The following is a 16,140-nucleotide window of genomic DNA, read 5'->3' on the forward strand; positions in this document are numbered from 1 at the left end:
CGCGCGCAAACCGTTGAACTACAAGGATTCCCCGCAAAAAAAGCCAATTTTCTGGGCAAAACCCGGTGGCGAGTATTTGCTTGACATCGGCAGTTCCGCTTCGCTATGTTCCATTGGTAGAGAGACACCGCCAGCAGCGCATCTGGCCGGCGGACTTCCATACCAAGAAGCGAGGAGACGCAATGACTGTTTCAGGCAGGTTGGCGCTCAGGCTGGTGTCCGTAAGTCTCGTGGCAAGCGCCGCATTGGGAACCACCGCGCATGCGGCCGATCCGGTAACGCTAAATATCGTCGACGTAGCCGGCGACCTTCAACTCACGCAGAAGGGTTTCGAAGCCTTCAAGGCGAAGTATCCGAATCTCGTCGCCAATCTCACGTTCACCAACGCGCCCGCGCCGCAGTTGCCCGGCAAGATCAAGGCGATGCAGGCCGCTGGCCGCTCCGACATCGATCTCGTCTTGACGGGCACCGACGCACTGGCCGCCGGCATCGAACAGAATCTCTGGATGAAGCTGTTGCCGGACAATGCGGCGGCATTCCCCGGCGTGCTCGACAAATATGCGCCCGGTCCGCGCAAGATGCAGGACCTGGCACAAGGCTTCGGTCTCGAGGTCGCCTATATGCCGGCCGGTCCATTGCTTGAATACAACCCGGCCAAAGTGACTGATCCGCCCAGAACGCCTGAGCAACTTCTGCAATGGTGCAAGGCGCATCCGGACAAGCTGATCTACGCGCGGCCGGCGAACTCCGGTCCGGGCCGCACGTTCCTGATGGGCCTGCCTTACGTGCTCGGCGACAAGGATCCGCAAGATCCGATTCACGGCTGGGACAAGACGTGGGCTTTCCTCAAGCAATTGAACGATTGCATTCCTTACTATCCCGGCGGCACATCGGCGGTGATGAAAGAACTCGGCGAGGGTACGCGCGACATGACCGTGACGGTGACCGGCTGGGACATCAACCCGCGCGCGCTCGGCATCGTGCCGGCGGAATTCCGCGTGCAGGCATTCGACAACATGACGTGGGTGAACGACGCGCACTTCATGGTGATTCCGAAGGGTGTGCCGAAGGAAAAGCTCGACGTAATCTACAAGCTGATGAACTTCATGCTCGAACCGGCGCAGCAGGCCATGACCTATGACGACGGTTATTTCTATCCCGGGCCGGCGATCAAGGGCGTAAGCATCGAGCAGGCGCCCGCGCACAGCCAGGATGTGCTGACGAAATATGGTCGGCCCGAGTACGCGAAGCTGCTGGCCGAGCGTCCGCATGTCTTGCCGCTGAATGCGGCTGCAATGGTCGCGGCTTTCAAGAAGTGGGACAGCGACGTAGGCGCGCAGAAGACCAAGTAGCCACTGAGTGAGTCCGTGCGCGCGTTCATTCGGTCCGCAGAGGTTCGCGTGCCATGCACGCAGGAAGCCGGCACGAAGCATCACGCGCCTCTGTTCGATTGAGCCTTCGCGATTCGAGCGTCACGCGCATCAGGAAACCGCCATGAAGCATCACTTTGAGCAGTTGCGGCTCGATTCGGTGAGCCGCAGTTTCACGAATGCGGAAGGCCAGGCAGTCGCGGCGCTGCAAGGGCTCGATCTGAATATCCAGCGTGGCGAGTTCATTGCGTTGCTCGGACCTTCGGGTTGCGGAAAATCGACGGCGCTCAATTGCATCGCCGGCTTGCAGCCCTTGAGCGGCGGCGGCATCTGGCTCGACGATAAACGCATCGACGTGCTGCCGCCGGAAAAGCGCGGCTTCGGCATGGTGTTCCAGAACTACGCGCTCTTCCCGCATATGAGCGTGCTGGATAACGTCGGCTTCGGATTGAAGATGCGTGGCGTCGGTAGGAGCGAGGCAGTGCGCCGGGTGCGCGAAGCATTGCAGCTCGTACAACTGGTCGGTCATGAGCGTAAGCTGCCCGGACAACTGTCGGGCGGTCAGCAGCAGCGGGTGGCGATTGCGCGTGCGATCGTGATCGAACCGCCACTGATTCTGATGGACGAACCGCTGTCGAATCTCGATACGAAGCTGCGCATCGAAATGCGTGCTGAGATTCGCCGCATCCACAGTAAGCTCGAACGCGCGACGCTCTACGTGACGCACGATCAGGACGAAGCGCTTTCCATGGCCGATCGCATCGTCGTGATGAAAGAGGGTGTGGTGCAGCAGATCGGCACGCCGAAAGAGGTCTACACGCGGCCGCAAAACTTGCACGTGGCGCGTTTCATGGGCTATCGAAACGTAGCCGAATTCACGCTCGAAGGCACGCAAGGCGATGGGGTTGCGGTGAGCGCGAATGGTGTGCGTCTGATCGGCACGCCGATGGCCGGTTTCAACAGCAAGCGCGTGAGCGTCGCGCTGCGCCCCGAGGATATGGAGCTCGCGGCGTCTGGCGCGGAAAACGCCTTTGACGCGTTGGTGAACACAGTGGAATACGGCGGGCACGATTCACTGCTGCGGGTGAAGACCGCGTTCGGCGATTTGTGGGCGCGCATCGTGGGCGAATTCGAAGAGGGCGAACGCATCAGTCTGCGCGTGCCGCCCTCACGTACGCTCGTCTATGACGGAGAGGCTGCTTGAACACGCCCACGCTGTCGCCGCCGCTCGCACCGCGCGACGCCAAGGCGTGGCTGGTCGCGCCAGCTTTGATTTTCATCGTAGCGTTGTTCATCTATCCGTTTGCATATGGTTTGGTGCTGTCGTTCCGGCCGATGAACGGCGGCGGCCTGTGGGCCAACTACCTGACGTTCTTCACCGACACGTCGATGTGGCCGACCATTCTCGTCACGCTCAAGCTCGCCGTGCCCGCGACGCTGATCAATGTAGGCGTGTCGGTTCCGGTGGCGTTTGCGCTGCGCCGCAATTCGCCCTATCAGAAACTCGTCACGACGCTGCTGGTGATTCCTGTCACGCTCGGCACCGTGCTGATCGCCGACGGCATGCTCACGTATTTCGGCCCGAATGGCTGGTTTCCCCAGGCATTGCAAGGATTGCATCTCTACACCAATGAAGTGCGTCTGACGCATAACTTCTGGGGCGTGCTGATTTCGCTGATCGTGTCGGGTTTTCCGTTTGCGTTTCTGCTGACGCTGTCCTACGTGACCGGCATCGATCCGACGCTCGCGAGCGCTGCCGCCACGCTCGGCGCGAGCCCGTGGCAGCAGTTCCGCCGGATCTATTTGCCGCTGCTGGTCCCTGGATTAACGATGGCCGCCTGTTTGTCGTTCGTGCAGGCGTTCTCGGTCTTTCCATCGGCGGTGCTGCTGGGTGCGCCCGCCGGCCCGACGCGTGTGATGTCGATCGCCGCAGCCGAAGCCGCGTTCGAAAGCTACGATTATTCGCTTGCGTCGGCGATCGCAATGGTGATGGGTTTCGTGCAACTGCTGGTGGTCGCCGCGATGCTCGGCGCGCGCCGCTTCTTCTACAGCGGTCCGGTGACGGGAGGCAAAGGCTGATGGCTAGCGATCACCGCGCCGCGCATCCTTCGTGGTCCGCGTCGAAGGAAAACAACGACGGCGCCCAGCAACCCAGCAAGCGCGTGAAGCAGCGCGCCAGCGTGCCGGGCCGCATCTGGCAGGTGCTGGTGTGGGGCGCGATGGTGTCCTTTCTCGTCAACGTGGTGTTGCTGATTGCGACCGTCGCGGTGAATTCGCTGGCGACCCGCTGGTTCGGCACCTTGTTGCCGCAAGGCTTCACGCTGCATTGGTACGCGCAGGCGTGGAGCGATTTTCAGCTCGCGAGCGTGTTGTGGGTCACCGTCGAAGTGGTCGGCGCCGTGGTGGTGTTGTCGGTTGTACTCGGCGTGCCCGCGGCGTATGCGCTCGCCCGCGTGCAGTTTCGCGGCAAGCGCATGGCGATGCTGATTTTCCTGTTGCCCCTGATGGTGCCGCCCGTGACCTACGGCATTCCGATGGCAACCGTGATGTACAAAGTCGGCCTTGCGGGCACCTTGAGCGGCGTGATTCTTGCGAATCTCGTGCCGGCGCTGCCGTTCGTGATTCTGGTGATGACGCCGTTCATCGAGCAGATCGATCCCAATCTCGAAGCGGCGGCGCGCATTTTCGGGGCGAACACGTTTCGCTATTTCCGCTACGTGCTGCTGCCCCTGCTGGTGCCCGGCATGTTGGCCGCCGGGCTGCTCGTGCTGGTGCGCACGATCGGCATGTTCGAGCTGACATTCTTTACAGCGGGCCCCGCGACGCAAACGCTCGTGGTCGCCTTGTACTACGCTGTATTTTCAACCGGCGTGCGCGCACCGCAATCGATCGACGCGATGGCGATGATCTACATGGCGATCACGTTGATCTGGGTGCTGATCGCGCTGCAATTCGTCAGCCCGACGCAGATCGTGTCGCGCGTGAAGGAGCAAAGACGTTGACGAAGCGAAAGAAACCCGAAGAACTGCGCAGCCACCGCTGGTACGGCTTAAACGATCTGCGCTCGTTCGGCCACCGCTCGCGTACCGCGCAAATGGGCTATAGCCGCGAGGAATACGCTGGCAAGCCGGTCATCGCGATCCTCAACACATGGAGCGAGATCAATACCTGCCACACGCATTTCAAGCAACGTGTCGAGGAAGTGAAACGCGGCATCTGGCAGGCAGGCGGCTTTCCGGTCGAGCTGCCCGTGCAGACGCTCGCCGAGCCGTTCCAGAAGCCCACCACGATGCTCTATCGCAACTTCCTCGCGATGGAAGCCGAGGAGACGCTGCGCTCGTATCCCGCCGATGGCGTCGTGCTGATGGGTGGTTGCGACAAGACCACGCCCGCCTTGCTGATGGGCGCGATCTCGATGGATCTGCCGGCGATCTTTCTGCCGGCCGGTCCGATGCTGCGCGGCAACTGGAACGGTGTCACGCTGGGCTCCGGATCGGACAGTTGGAAGTATTGGGCCGAGTTGCGCGCGGGCACAATTACCGAAGCGGACTGGCAAGGTATCGAAGGCGGTATCGCCCGCTCGCCGGGTCACTGCATGACAATGGGCACCGCGTCGACCATGACGAGCGCTGCCGAAGCGCTCGGCTTCACGTTGCCCGGATTTGCCTCCATTCCCGCAGTGGATTCGCGGCACGCGCAGACGGCGGCGAAAACCGGCATGCGTATCGTCGAGATGGTGTGGGAGGACCTGAAACCTTCCGATCTGATCACCGCGGGTTCAATCGATAACGCCGTAACCACCTGCCTCGCGCTCTCGGGTTCGACCAACGCGATCGTGCATATGATCGCGCTCGCACGCCGCGCCGGGATCGAACTGACGCTTGATCGCTATGACGACATCTCGCGCCGCACGCCGGTGCTGGCGAACGTTCGTCCGACCGGCGCGTATCTGATGGAGGACTTTTTCTACGCGGGCGGATTGCCGGCCATGCTTGCTGAACTGGGCGACCTGATCGACCGTTCGCAGAAAACGGTGAATGGCCGCACGCTCGGCGAAAACCTCGAAGGCGCGACGATTTTCAACGACGAGGTGATCCGCCGCCGCAGCGCGCCGCTCCTGCCCAATAACGGCTTAGCGGTGCTACGCGGCAATCTCGCGCCCGACGGCGCCGTGATCAAACCCGGTGCCGCCGAGCCGCGCTTGCTCGTGCACACCGGCCGCGCCGTGGTGTTCAAGGACTACAACGACATGGCCGCGCGCATCGACGACGAAGCGCTCGACATCGACGAGACCTGTGTGATCGTGCTGCAGCACGCGGGGCCGGTGGGGGCGCCAGGCATGCCCGAGTGGGGGCAATTACCGATCCCGCGGAAACTGCTGCAAAAGGGCGTGCGCGATATGGTGCGTATCTCGGATGCGCGGATGAGCGGGACGAGCTACGGCGCGTGCGTATTGCACGTCGCGCCGGAGTCGTTTATCGGCGGCCCGCTTGCACTGGTGCAGAGCGGCGATCTGATCGAACTGGACGTGCCGCGGCGCAAGCTCAACATGCTCGTAGCGGAGGAAGAACTGGCGCGCCGCAAGGCCGCCTGGGTCAGACCCGAGCCGCGGTTTACGCGCGGCTACGGCGCCTTGCATCAGGTGCACGTGCTGCAGGCGAATAAAGGCTGCGACTTCGATTTCCTGCAGCGCGGCGGCGCGCAGACGGATGCAAGCGGCGAGCCGGAGATTCACTGAGCGTTCTGGAGGCTCAATACCCCACGCGATACACACGGCCCGTTTGCGCGCCTTCCACGCTGCGCAGATAGGCCTGCGCGGCACGTTCGGCGGTGACCGGCTCGAAGCCGCGGAAGTAGGGCGCATAAGCACCCATCGCTTCGGTGAGTACGGTCGGGCTCACCACGTTGATGCGGATGCCGCGCGGCAATTCGATCGCGGCGCCGCGCACGAAACCTTCCAGGGCCAGATTGACCGTGGTTGCGTTCGCGCCTTCGCGAATCGGTTCGTCGCCGACAATGCCGCTCGTCAGCGTGAACGAACCGCCGTCGTTCACGTATCGCTGGGCGCCCAGCACCACATTGATCTGACCCATCAGCTTGTCGCGCAGGCCGACCCAGAACTGCTCGACGCTCATCTCCGGCAGCGGGCCGAAATGCAGCTTACCGGTGGCGGTGACGATGCCGTCGACTTTACCAATCTCGCTAAAGAGCCGCTCGATGCTGGCCGGGTCGGTGCTGTCCACGCGATACTGGCCGCGCGTCGCGCCCACTTCGATGACTTCATGGCGTGCTTTCAATGCCGCGCTCACTGCCTGGCCGACCGTGCCGGTTGCGCCTATTACGACAATTTTTTTCATCTGCTGCTCCGTTTGGTATTGGACATGCAGTCGATTGTGTCGGCGTTCGACGGGCGGAAAAAGCCCGTTCGGCTTGCAGGTCCTGCAACCCTGAGTTTCTAATCCGTAACGAAACGCGCACCGTCATTCAAACGGTGCGCACTTTGGAATGGACTGATTAATCGGTGCGCGCGGCGCAATTCAAACAAATATGCGCCGCGCGAATACTTATTTCGCCCGATGTAATTCAATCACGCGGGTAGGGCGCAGGTGATTGAGGGCGAAATGGATGCGGCCACGTTCGCGACGGCTGCGGATTGGGCGCGGGTCGTCGAACAGTTCATCTTCTGAATCGACGCCTTGCGGCTCGACCATGCCTTTATCGATGACCGTGTAGCCCGGTTCGAGCGCCAGCAGCAGATGATTGCCGCCAACCCGGCTGTCGAAGCCGGCCATGCCGTCCTGTGCCTCGGGCACGCTGTTGATCAGGCTCGCGTTGCTCGTCGTGATCTCGTCCGGCGAGATCGGGCTGTGGCCGGCGATGCGGGCGGCCTCGAGATTCTTGCCGTCGGTGTCGACCGTGCTGTCGTGCGTGCGGTCGTTATGCAGTTCCGTCGTTCTCGGGCCGGTGGTGCGCGGTAGTTTGCCGGCGTCTGCCGGCTTGTTGATATCGCTGTTCATCATGCATTCTCCATTGAAGAGGACATGGTTGAAGTGCAGCAAAACCCGTTCCGCCTCGCACAACCTCTTTGTGCGTGTGAGTTGTACCGCGGTTGCCTCGCAGTTTATGTGCAGTGACATATGCAGTGACATATGCAGTGACATACGCAGCGACATATGCGGGCATTTCACGTGGCGATTGCGTCAGCGATTCTTTTCGTTTTTTTTAATGGACGCCTATTTTCTACAGAGTATGATCTTACTCCGACGAGCGAAGCGCGGTTAAATCGATGACATGCGTCCGGCTTTTTTTACATGGCCGACAACGAACAGACGCGCGCTACTCAAAACATCTTACGGGGCCGTCAGGGCGGGTGACACATGCATTTCGATGCTGCATTCACACATCGCGGCTACTTGCTGAATTGCGCGCCGGCGCGCGCGTGCGATGGCACTTGGCAACCGTATGTGGTCATCTCCCGCTCCAGCGACGGCGAACTGGTCGCCAACCGTTTTTTCCCCACCGACTTGCGTTTTCCTGACGAAGCCACCGCCATCGCGCACGCACGCGACTGGGCCGTGCGCTGGATTGATGCGAGCAGCGTGACTATCTGAAGCGCATCCGCCATGCGCTTACCGGCATACCGGGCAGCCGCGCGACGTTGCGCGAGCCGCCGCAAAACGCGGTAATCTCTTGGGACAATCACTCTGAACCGTGCTTACCGCGCGGCGCTGTCCTTCTATGCCTAATGTGCCTGCCCACAACTGGGGTCTCGAACAGATCGTCGCGGACTTGCGCGCGTCGCGTGAAGAATTGCATCGCACGCGGCATCCGCTCGGCATTCGCGAGTTGCCGTCGCGCGATGCGGTGATCGCCATTGTCACCGGCTTGCGCGCGGCGTTGTTTCCCACGCACTACGGCGCCCCCGATCTAACTGACGAAACCGTCGACTACTACGTCGGCCACACGCTCGAAAGCACGTTGCGATTGCTTGCCGAACAGATTCGCCGCGCCTTGCGCTTTCTGCCCGAGTTTGGCGAAACGCCCGATGCGGATCTGAAGGAGCGCGCGTTCAATGTCGCGCGCGAGTTCGGCACGCAGTTGCCCGGTATTCGCGCGTTGCTGGTCAGCGATATTCAGGCCGCTTTCACCGGCGACCCGGCCGCGCAGCACATCACTGAAATTCTGCTGTGTTATCCGGGCGTGTGGGCAATGACGCACCATCGTCTTGCGCACGCGCTGCACCGCCTCGGCGTGCCCTTGCTCGCGCGCTTCATCAACGAGATCGCGCACTCGGCGACCGGCATCGACATTCACCCGGGCGCGACCATCGGCCCGAGTTTCTTTATCGACCACGGCACGGGCGTCGTGATCGGCGAGACCGCGATCATCGGCGAGCGCGTGCGTGTCTACCAGGCCGTGACGCTCGGCGCGAAGAGCTTCGCTGCGGATGTTGACGGCACGCTGGTCAAGGGCAACGCGCGCCATCCGATCGTTGAAGACGACGTCGTGATTTATGCAGGCGCGACGATTCTCGGGCGCGTGACGATCGGGCGCGGCTCGGTGATCGGCGGCAATGTGTGGCTGACGCATAGCGTGCCGCCGGGCAGCAGCGTATCGCAAGGCAAGATCCGCGAGGGTGAGCGCACGGGCACGGAAGAGGGGGGCGGTCGATGAGCGGGTTGGCTCACGCGTCATCTCGCACTTTGCCGCGTGGACTGGCGCGCGGGGTGCTCTGGCGATCTGCATACGGCTCGCTGCGCGATTCAGCGTGCAGACCGCCGCGTGTTGTGCCGCGCGAAACGCTAGTTAACTTCTGAGGCGCACCATGTCACGTGGCCGCGTTCACATGCCTCGTTGCGCGATCGCCGGCGTCGAAGCGACGGTGGCCGAAACGACGCATTCGTTTCCGCGCCACTCACACGACCGCTTCGGCGTGGGCGTGATCGTCACCGGAGGACATCGATCATCAAGCGGCCGCGGCGTAGTAGAAGCACGAGCGAACGACGCGATCATGGTGAACCCGGGGGAGGTACACGACGGCAGCCCGCTCGACGAGCGCGGACGCGCATGGCACATGCTGTATTTCGAGCCATCGATTCTAAGCGACGCCGCAATCGAATTAAGTGGAATCGCCACACACGAGATCGAACTGACCCAACCGGTGGTACACGACCCGTTACTGAAGGTGCTATTCGAGCGCCTGTTCACAGTATCGGTGGAGGCGCAATCCGTGCCGGACGACCTGATCCGAGAGGAGACGATGCTCGAGTTGCTTGGGTATCTACTTCGAACTCACGCGACGGCGCACGCACGTCCACGGTTGTCACAGACCTCAAATCCGATTGCACGAGCGAGGGCGCGTATTGACGACGACCCTTCGTCACCGCTCACGCTAACTGAACTTGCTGCTGACGCCGGCATGAGTCGCTTCCAGTTGCTACGGGGTTTCGCGCACGAGATGGGGTTACCACCGCACGCATACAGGATGCAGCGCAGGGTAATGCTTGCGAGACAACTGATCGCGCGTGGCGCGACCTTGGCAGACGCCGCAGCCTCAGCGGGCTTTGCGGATCAGAGCCACATGACCCGAGCATTCGTGCGATTGATGGGCATGACCCCTGCGAACTACGCAGCCGCGAAGCGGCGATAAAGCACAACGACGGGGTTAAGAGCAACGCTTCGGCGCGCGTAGCGCCGCCGGAAGAATGACGCCCTTGTCACTGGCGTATGCAGGTGCGCGAACCCAGATTCCAGATGCACCACTACCCTGTGCGAACTACGGTCCCCGCTTAGCAGGAGTGGCTTGAGCCGCTTTCTTTTGCCTACTTTTCTTTGCGGCATGCAAAGAAAAGTAGGTGCCGCCCCGCACAGGGGCAACGCTAATAGACCACTAACAAAACAAGGAAAGGCCAACGCCCCAAGAACACTGACCAAAGCGCCGCGCAGGCAAAAAAAGCCACCCCCTACCCAACTCTAAAAAACCTAAAAACCGAAACCCCATGCAACCAAACATGCTCCCCAACAAACCACGCGGCGACCCAAGCCGCTCCAACAACAATCAAATCACAATGCCCACTATTCCAAAGATTCAAAGAATGCCGCCCAGCGATCCACGGCACCCCCAAAGGATTCGGCCAATCGGCCAAAAGATGCATCACCCCCCCACAAGCAAACCCAAACACCGCCGCAGCATAAACCGAATGCCCAAGCCAATGATAAGAGCCCACGAGCAACGCGACCCACCCCACCCCCCAATGCGTCAGCGTACGATGCGTAATCCACAGCCTTCGCGCGCGTGACCACCACGCCACCTCCAGCCAGTCCGGCGCCGTACTCCCCGCCACTCCGGCGATGAAACTCAACAACACGCCGATATGAAACGAACCACCGCCGCCGACGCGCGCGACAACAGCCGCCGCGATTACGCCGGCCGCAAACCCAGTCGCGTGATGTGCTTTGTTGGATGCCATCGAACCTCACGACGCGGTGCGCCGGATAAAAGCCAAGGGGCGGCTATGTTCGCAGATGAGCAGATAAAAAAATAGCCAACACAGGAGATAAAAAAACCGGATATCGGCGTGGCCTTCAGTGTCGTCCTCAACAACGCAGCCGCGTGACCCAAACCTCAGGTCGCACAACGCGCAATATCGACACGCATTTCCGCTTCAGGCGGATCGTCCGGCGCATTCGCGGGATGCATCACCTTGATGACCGAGCCGGCGTTGTAAGGCGTGAGCGTGACGAAATACGAGTTGTTCGAATCGGAGCCGACGGCGATCTCGGTCGCGTCGCCGACGCGCGACATTCGCACGCGTGACAGCTTGCTTTCGAGGCAATCGGCGATATAAGCAGGGGCGCGCTGCGAAGACACGTACATCATCGGCTGGGACGCGTCGCGGGCGGGGCCGCTGGAACCGCAGGCAGCGAGAAAAGCAGAGAGGGCAGCAGCGGGAGCAAGCAGGAGAAGTCTTTTCATGGTCCGATCGTCGGCGTCCCCGATCGTGTACGGGAACTTGGGGCGCGGGCGAAGCGCAACGCGATTGAACGCAACGTCATGCTTCGCGACGAAGCAGCCGTTCAACCGCAACGACGTTACGGCAAGGAAGGCAGCCGACCTCAGTATACCTACGGCATGCTTGCGCCGTCACTACCGCTACGTCGAAACGTAAGAACGTAAGCGCCTTGAAAAAAACCCGCGCGTGATCGTGCCACGCGCGGATTCGGCTGCAGGGCGGACCCATACGCCGCTCTGCATGTATCGTCAGAAAAACTTAGAAGCGGTGACGCAGGCCGACAGCCGCAGCAACCTGGTTGCCGGTCGACGACGGCGCCAGCGTGTTGATCGTCGCCACGTTCGCACCGAAGTTGCCGAGTTCGCCCGATGCGTGCTGATACACGCCTTCCACGTACACGTCGGTACGCTTGCTCAGCGAGTAGTCGCCTTGCAGCGATACCGTGTGCCACTTCGGATCGCCCGAGCCATTCGAACCCGACATCTTGCCGTCGGTGAACGTGTACGAAGCGGCGAGGCTCAGTGCCGGCGTCAGTGCGTACTTGCCGTTCAACTCGTAGTTGTCCAGATGCAGGTTCGTGCCTGCCACACCCGGCAGCGTCGTGCCGCCGACGTCCACGCCCGTGATGCCGTCCAGTTGCGTATGCGTGTACACGAAGCCAGCCGTCGCCGGGCCGTACGTGTAGTTGATGCCCGCACCGAACGTGCGTTGCAGGTTAGCTGCGACGGCGGCGGTGCCGTTGCCTTGCGAGACTGCGCCGCTCAGGTTCGAGCTACCCGAGTTGTTTAGTTGCAGGTAAGCGGCGGCTACGCTCAGCGGACCGTTGTCGTACGAAGCGCCGACGCTCCATGCGCGGTTGTTCGAGAACTGGCCGGCCGAATTGCTGAAGCCGTACAGGCCGCCGAATTTCAGGCCGGCGTAGTTCGCGCTCGTGTACTTCACGGCGTTCTTGATCGAGAACGAGTTGTCCAGATTGTCGTTATCGAACGGGTGAGCGGCGAGATTGTTGCCGAAGCCCGCGCCCGCTTCGGACAGCGGCGCGAGGTAATCGACCACGGAATCGTACTGGCGGCCGAGCGTCAGCGTGCCGTATTGATCGCTCTGCAGACCGACGAAAGCCTGACGATTGAACATCGTGCTGCTTTCCGAAAACTGGCCGTTGTTCAGGTTGAAGCCGTTTTCCAACGTGAAGATGGCATGCAGACCGCCGCCAAGGTCTTCGTTGCCGCGCAGGCCGAAATAGGTGTTCGACACCGAACCGCTGCCTTGTTGCCAGTTGCTGTGGCCGCCCTGGTTGTTCGAGTAGACGAGACCGGCGTCCAGCGTGCCGTACAACGTAACGCTGCTTTGTGCGTGAGCGGTGATGGCGAACGCGCCCATGAGGCCTGCTGCGATGAGGGTTTTTTTCATGTTTAGATAACTCCGGGACAGTGCGTAGAGAATCGCATTCCAGTGCTAACAGCCGATTGCGCCGGCTGCCTGACGATCCGCTGCGAAGTGTATGCCTGCTATTTATATCTTTAACCGCATATGGCGCAACAATGCATTTTATAATTCGGAATACCGGATTGAGAATTGTGTAAGTGATGGTAAATAAAGAAAAAAATATTTGTGCACGATGACGCTGTAATTGTTCGTCAAATTGTCGGTGTTGCTCGATCGCGACGCTCCCGCTGTGTCATATTCAGTAAGGATTTAAGCGCGTCGTTGCCTGAATTTCGAATCATTCTGATTTCTGCAATGGACTCTTCCAATTCGTGTGCTCTATCCCGGCGAATTACAGTTCTACAATTCGTTTCACCCCCTGACCTGGGGTGTCTTTTTCATCTCTTTATACGCGGCTTTCGGGCCGCGTTTTTTTCGAACGTTTTATAATCGGTTTATAAGTTCCCACGAATAACGAAATGCACTATTTCGATTGGCGAAGAGCGTGCCCCGGCTTGTCCGTTCGTCAGAGGGTCACGTTCCGCGGGTGTGGGGCGGGTAGAATCGCAGGCTTGAGTTGTGTTTCCGCCCCGCGAACGTGAGTAAACCTGTAATGACCAATTCCCCCCTTCCATCGTCCGACACCGCTGCTGACTCCCCGACGGAAGGCGCGTCCGAAATCCACGAAACCCCGCTCGATCATCTGGAAGACGCGCTGCCCGAAACCCAGCACGAAGCGCGTCTGTGGCGCGACGACGGCTGGACCGCGCGCGTCATCAAGAACGAAGACGACGAAGGCTGGGCCGTCGCCATGATCAAGGACGGCGAAGCGGAACCGGCACTCGTCGGCCCGTGGACGATGGGTCGCAACAAGAAAGATCCGAAGCCGCTCGACACGTCGGCGTTCAACACGCTGGTGAAAACCGCGTCTGAAGTGTTGCGCCGCCATGAGCAGCAACTGCGCGCCCAGTTGCACAAAGAAGTGCGCGTGGCCAGCGCGGACGGCAATGACGAACTCGACATCACGCTCGACATCGTTCCCGACGAAGACGAGCCGTACGCGCTGCTGACCGCGCTCGATACGTTCGGCGAACAGCTCGCGCAAGTGCAGGTCGCGCCGAACTTCAAGCTGAGCAAGGCGAGCGCTGCCGCGTGGGTCGAAAACGAATTCCGCCGTCCGGGATAGAGCGGCGGTGACGGGCTTCGGCTAACTAAAAGCTGAATTTAACATTACTAAAACCTGTCAATATACTTTCACATTCACTTCATAGAATCCTCGCGTCATAGCGGCGCGAGCGTGAACCATGCGGTTTTGGGTCTGAGTGCGTGCCGGCTGTGCATTCACCCACGCTACCCAAACCCTGGATCACGACAACATGGCAGAGCCGTTCGACCTTTACCGCCGCAAGGCCCTGAAACTCCTCGCCGGTGCGCCGATGCTGCCGTTAGGCGGCCTTGCAACGGCGTCGATGCTGACCGCGTGCGGCGGCGGAGGCGACGAGTTGGCGACACCGGTGAAGCCGGTGGCCAACTTTGTCTCGGCGGCATTCAGCGGCATGGCCGCGCCGACGCTGGCGGACCCCGCCGCGATGGCGAAGACGACGGTCGGCTCGATACTCTCGGTGCAACTGAGCGACGGCAGCAGCCGCACGTTCAAGCTCGCGTACCAGCCGTTTTTCGTGACTGGCGACATGGTGCCGAACATCAAGGGCGGGACGATCCTGGCCGGCGGCTACTTCGATATCAACAATCAGCCGATCATCGATAAATCGGTAACGGGCAAAGAGCGTCAGTTCTATTCGGACTGCCCGGACGGCAGTTCGCTGATTCGTCTCGACAAGCCCACGGTGAAGGGCCTCAAGGGCTACGCGGTATTCGCCGTCGTGCAGTTCGAATACGCGACCCGCGATCAGAGTCTGAAGTCGATGTATGGCCAGTTGCCGTCGCCGATCGCCGTGCTCACGCTCGATCAGGACCCGACCACCGGCAAGCTCACGCTTGTGGGCTATCACAGCGTCGATACATCGAAGGCGCATGGCTTGTGGATTACCTGCGGCGCGAGCCTGTCGCCGTGGAACACGCATCTGTCGAGCGAAGAGTACGAGCCGGACGCCGCGACGATCGCAACCAACAGTCAGTTCAAGGGCTTCAGCCGCAGCCTTTACGGTGACGAAACCACCGCCAATCCCTATCACTATGGCCATCTGCCGGAAGTGACCGTCAATCCCGACGGCACCGGCACGATCAGGAAACACTACTGCCTCGGCCGCATCTCGCACGAACTGATTCAGGTGATGCCGGATAAGCGCACCGTATTGATGGGCGACGACGCGACCAACGGCGGCCTCTTCATGTTCATTGCCGATCGCGAGGCCGATCTGTCGGCGGGCACGCTGTACGTTGCAAAGTGGACGCAGGTGTCGTCGAGCGGAGCGGGGGCGGCAACGCTTTCCTGGATCAATCTGGGCCACGCGACCAGCGACGAAATCGAGGCGCTCGCCAACCAGTTGAGCGCGAGCGACATCATGGACGTCGCGATCAAGAACCCGGTCGATTCGACCTACACGAAGATCAACTACAACGGCACCTTCAACTGGGTGCGCATCAAGCCGGGCATGACCAAGGCGGCGACCTTCCTCGAAACGCATCGCTACGCAGCGTTGGCGGGCGGCAGCATGGGTTTCACGAAGCTCGAAGGCACAACGGTCAATATCAAGGACAAGGTGCTGTATTCGGCGATGTCACGCATCGAGAAATCGATGGTGCGTGGTCACGCCGCATCGACCGATGTCGCCGTCGACAAGGCGATCAACGCCGGTGCGGTTTACGCGCTGAACATGAAGGGCGGCCAGCGCGACCGCAGCGGCGGCACGATCAACAGCGACTGGGTGCCGGTGGACATGGCCGCGCCTGCGGCGCTGGTCGGCGAGGATCTGTCGTCCGCCGACGTGCTTGGCAACACGGCGAACCCGGAGCGCATCGCGAATCCGGACAACCTCAAGTTCTCGGAGAAACTGCGCACGCTCTTTATCGGCGAAGACAGCGGCATGCACGTCAACAATTTTCTGTGGGCTTACAACGTCGATACGAAGACGCTCGCACGTGTGTTGTCGTGCCCCGCGGGCGCGGAGTCGACAGGCCTGCATGCAGTCGACGAAATCAACGGCTGGACGTACGTGATGAGCAACTTCCAGCATGTCGGCGATTGGGAAAGTCCGTTGCACGACAAGATCCAATCGACACTCGATCCGCTCGTGCGGGCGAACTATAAGGACCGCTTCGGCGCGACAGTGGGGTATCTGACAGCGGACCCGGCGGGGATCAAGTTGTAG

Annotated in this window: 15 protein-coding genes; 10 read left to right on the forward strand and 5 right to left on the reverse strand. The window is 61.0% G+C overall.

What is annotated here, in order from left to right:
- Window positions 1-182 precede the first annotated feature (182 nt).
- From M0D67_RS34700 to araD, 5 genes are all read left to right on the forward strand, one after another.
- Window positions 183-1,352, forward strand: a complete 1,170-nt coding sequence (locus M0D67_RS34700) for an extracellular solute-binding protein (protein ID WP_266241475.1) — start codon at window positions 183-185, stop codon at window positions 1,350-1,352.
- 142 nt (window positions 1,353-1,494) lie between these two features.
- On the forward strand, window positions 1,495-2,574 hold the full coding sequence (locus M0D67_RS34705) for an ABC transporter ATP-binding protein (protein ID WP_266241477.1): 1,080 nt from the start codon (window positions 1,495-1,497) through the stop codon (window positions 2,572-2,574).
- A complete protein-coding gene (locus tag M0D67_RS34710) occupies window positions 2,571-3,449 on the forward strand; it encodes an ABC transporter permease (protein ID WP_175048955.1) in 879 nt (292 codons plus the stop codon). Before M0D67_RS34705 ends, M0D67_RS34710 begins: the two co-directional genes overlap by 4 nt.
- The gene (locus M0D67_RS34715; protein ID WP_266241480.1) at window positions 3,449-4,372 is read left to right on the forward strand and encodes an ABC transporter permease; all 924 of its coding nucleotides are present in this window, start codon (window positions 3,449-3,451) and stop codon (window positions 4,370-4,372) included. The genes M0D67_RS34710 and M0D67_RS34715 overlap by 1 nt, the downstream gene beginning before the upstream one ends.
- Window positions 4,369-6,108 carry an L-arabinonate dehydratase gene (gene araD, locus M0D67_RS34720; RefSeq protein ID WP_266241482.1) on the forward strand — a complete coding sequence of 580 codons (1,740 nt, stop codon included), beginning with the start codon at window positions 4,369-4,371 and terminating at the stop codon, window positions 6,106-6,108. Before M0D67_RS34715 ends, araD begins: the two co-directional genes overlap by 4 nt.
- 13 nt (window positions 6,109-6,121) lie before the next feature.
- Here araD and M0D67_RS34725 read toward each other — a convergent pair whose 3' ends face one another.
- Window positions 6,122-6,727 carry a short chain dehydrogenase gene (locus M0D67_RS34725; RefSeq protein WP_171928744.1) on the reverse strand — a complete coding sequence of 202 codons (606 nt, stop codon included), beginning with the start codon at window positions 6,725-6,727 and terminating at the stop codon, window positions 6,122-6,124.
- Between the two features lie 207 nt (window positions 6,728-6,934).
- On the reverse strand, window positions 6,935-7,387 hold the full coding sequence (locus tag M0D67_RS34730; protein ID WP_266241534.1) for a DUF3005 domain-containing protein: 453 nt from the start codon (window positions 7,385-7,387) through the stop codon (window positions 6,935-6,937).
- Window positions 7,388-7,747: 360 nt separating this feature from the next.
- Here M0D67_RS34730 and M0D67_RS34735 point away from each other — a divergent pair, with 360 nt between their 5' ends.
- The 3 genes from M0D67_RS34735 to M0D67_RS34745 all read left to right on the forward strand — a co-directional run bounded on the left by M0D67_RS34735 (window position 7,748) and on the right by M0D67_RS34745 (window position 10,020).
- Window positions 7,748-7,981, forward strand: coding sequence for a hypothetical protein (locus tag M0D67_RS34735; protein ID WP_154559118.1), 234 nt, complete (start codon window positions 7,748-7,750; stop codon window positions 7,979-7,981).
- A 127-nt stretch (window positions 7,982-8,108) separates the two neighbouring features.
- Window positions 8,109-9,044 (forward strand): serine O-acetyltransferase EpsC, encoded by a 936-nt coding sequence (gene epsC, locus M0D67_RS34740; RefSeq protein WP_154559117.1) that lies wholly within the window; start codon window positions 8,109-8,111, stop codon window positions 9,042-9,044.
- Window positions 9,045-9,195: 151 nt separating this feature from the next.
- A complete protein-coding gene (locus M0D67_RS34745; RefSeq protein WP_266241488.1) occupies window positions 9,196-10,020 on the forward strand; it encodes an AraC family transcriptional regulator in 825 nt (274 codons plus the stop codon).
- A gap of 313 nt (window positions 10,021-10,333) precedes the next feature.
- Here the strand turns inward: M0D67_RS34745 and M0D67_RS34750 are convergent, their stop codons facing one another.
- The 3 genes from M0D67_RS34750 to M0D67_RS34760 form a co-directional block, all read right to left on the reverse strand.
- Window positions 10,334-10,840, reverse strand: a complete 507-nt coding sequence (locus tag M0D67_RS34750) for a metal-dependent hydrolase (protein ID WP_171928745.1) — start codon at window positions 10,838-10,840, stop codon at window positions 10,334-10,336.
- 155 nt (window positions 10,841-10,995) lie between these two features.
- Entirely contained in the window at window positions 10,996-11,346 is a 351-nt protein-coding gene (locus M0D67_RS34755) for a sugar ABC transporter ATPase (RefSeq protein ID WP_266241490.1), read from the reverse strand.
- A 295-nt stretch (window positions 11,347-11,641) separates the two neighbouring features.
- Window positions 11,642-12,793: a porin gene (locus M0D67_RS34760; RefSeq protein WP_266241492.1), complete on the reverse strand. Its 1,152-nt coding sequence runs from the start codon at window positions 12,791-12,793 to the stop codon at window positions 11,642-11,644.
- 628 nt (window positions 12,794-13,421) lie between these two features.
- Between M0D67_RS34760 and M0D67_RS34765 the strand changes: the two genes are divergently transcribed.
- Window positions 13,422-13,994 (forward strand): hypothetical protein, encoded by a 573-nt coding sequence (locus M0D67_RS34765; RefSeq protein WP_154567099.1) that lies wholly within the window; start codon window positions 13,422-13,424, stop codon window positions 13,992-13,994.
- Window positions 13,995-14,184: 190 nt separating this feature from the next.
- Entirely contained in the window at window positions 14,185-16,140 is a 1,956-nt protein-coding gene (locus M0D67_RS34770; RefSeq protein WP_266241495.1) for a PhoX family phosphatase, read from the forward strand.

Source organism: Paraburkholderia sp. SECH4 (assembly GCF_030511745.1).
Classification (GTDB): domain Bacteria; phylum Pseudomonadota; class Gammaproteobacteria; order Burkholderiales; family Burkholderiaceae; genus Paraburkholderia; species Paraburkholderia madseniana.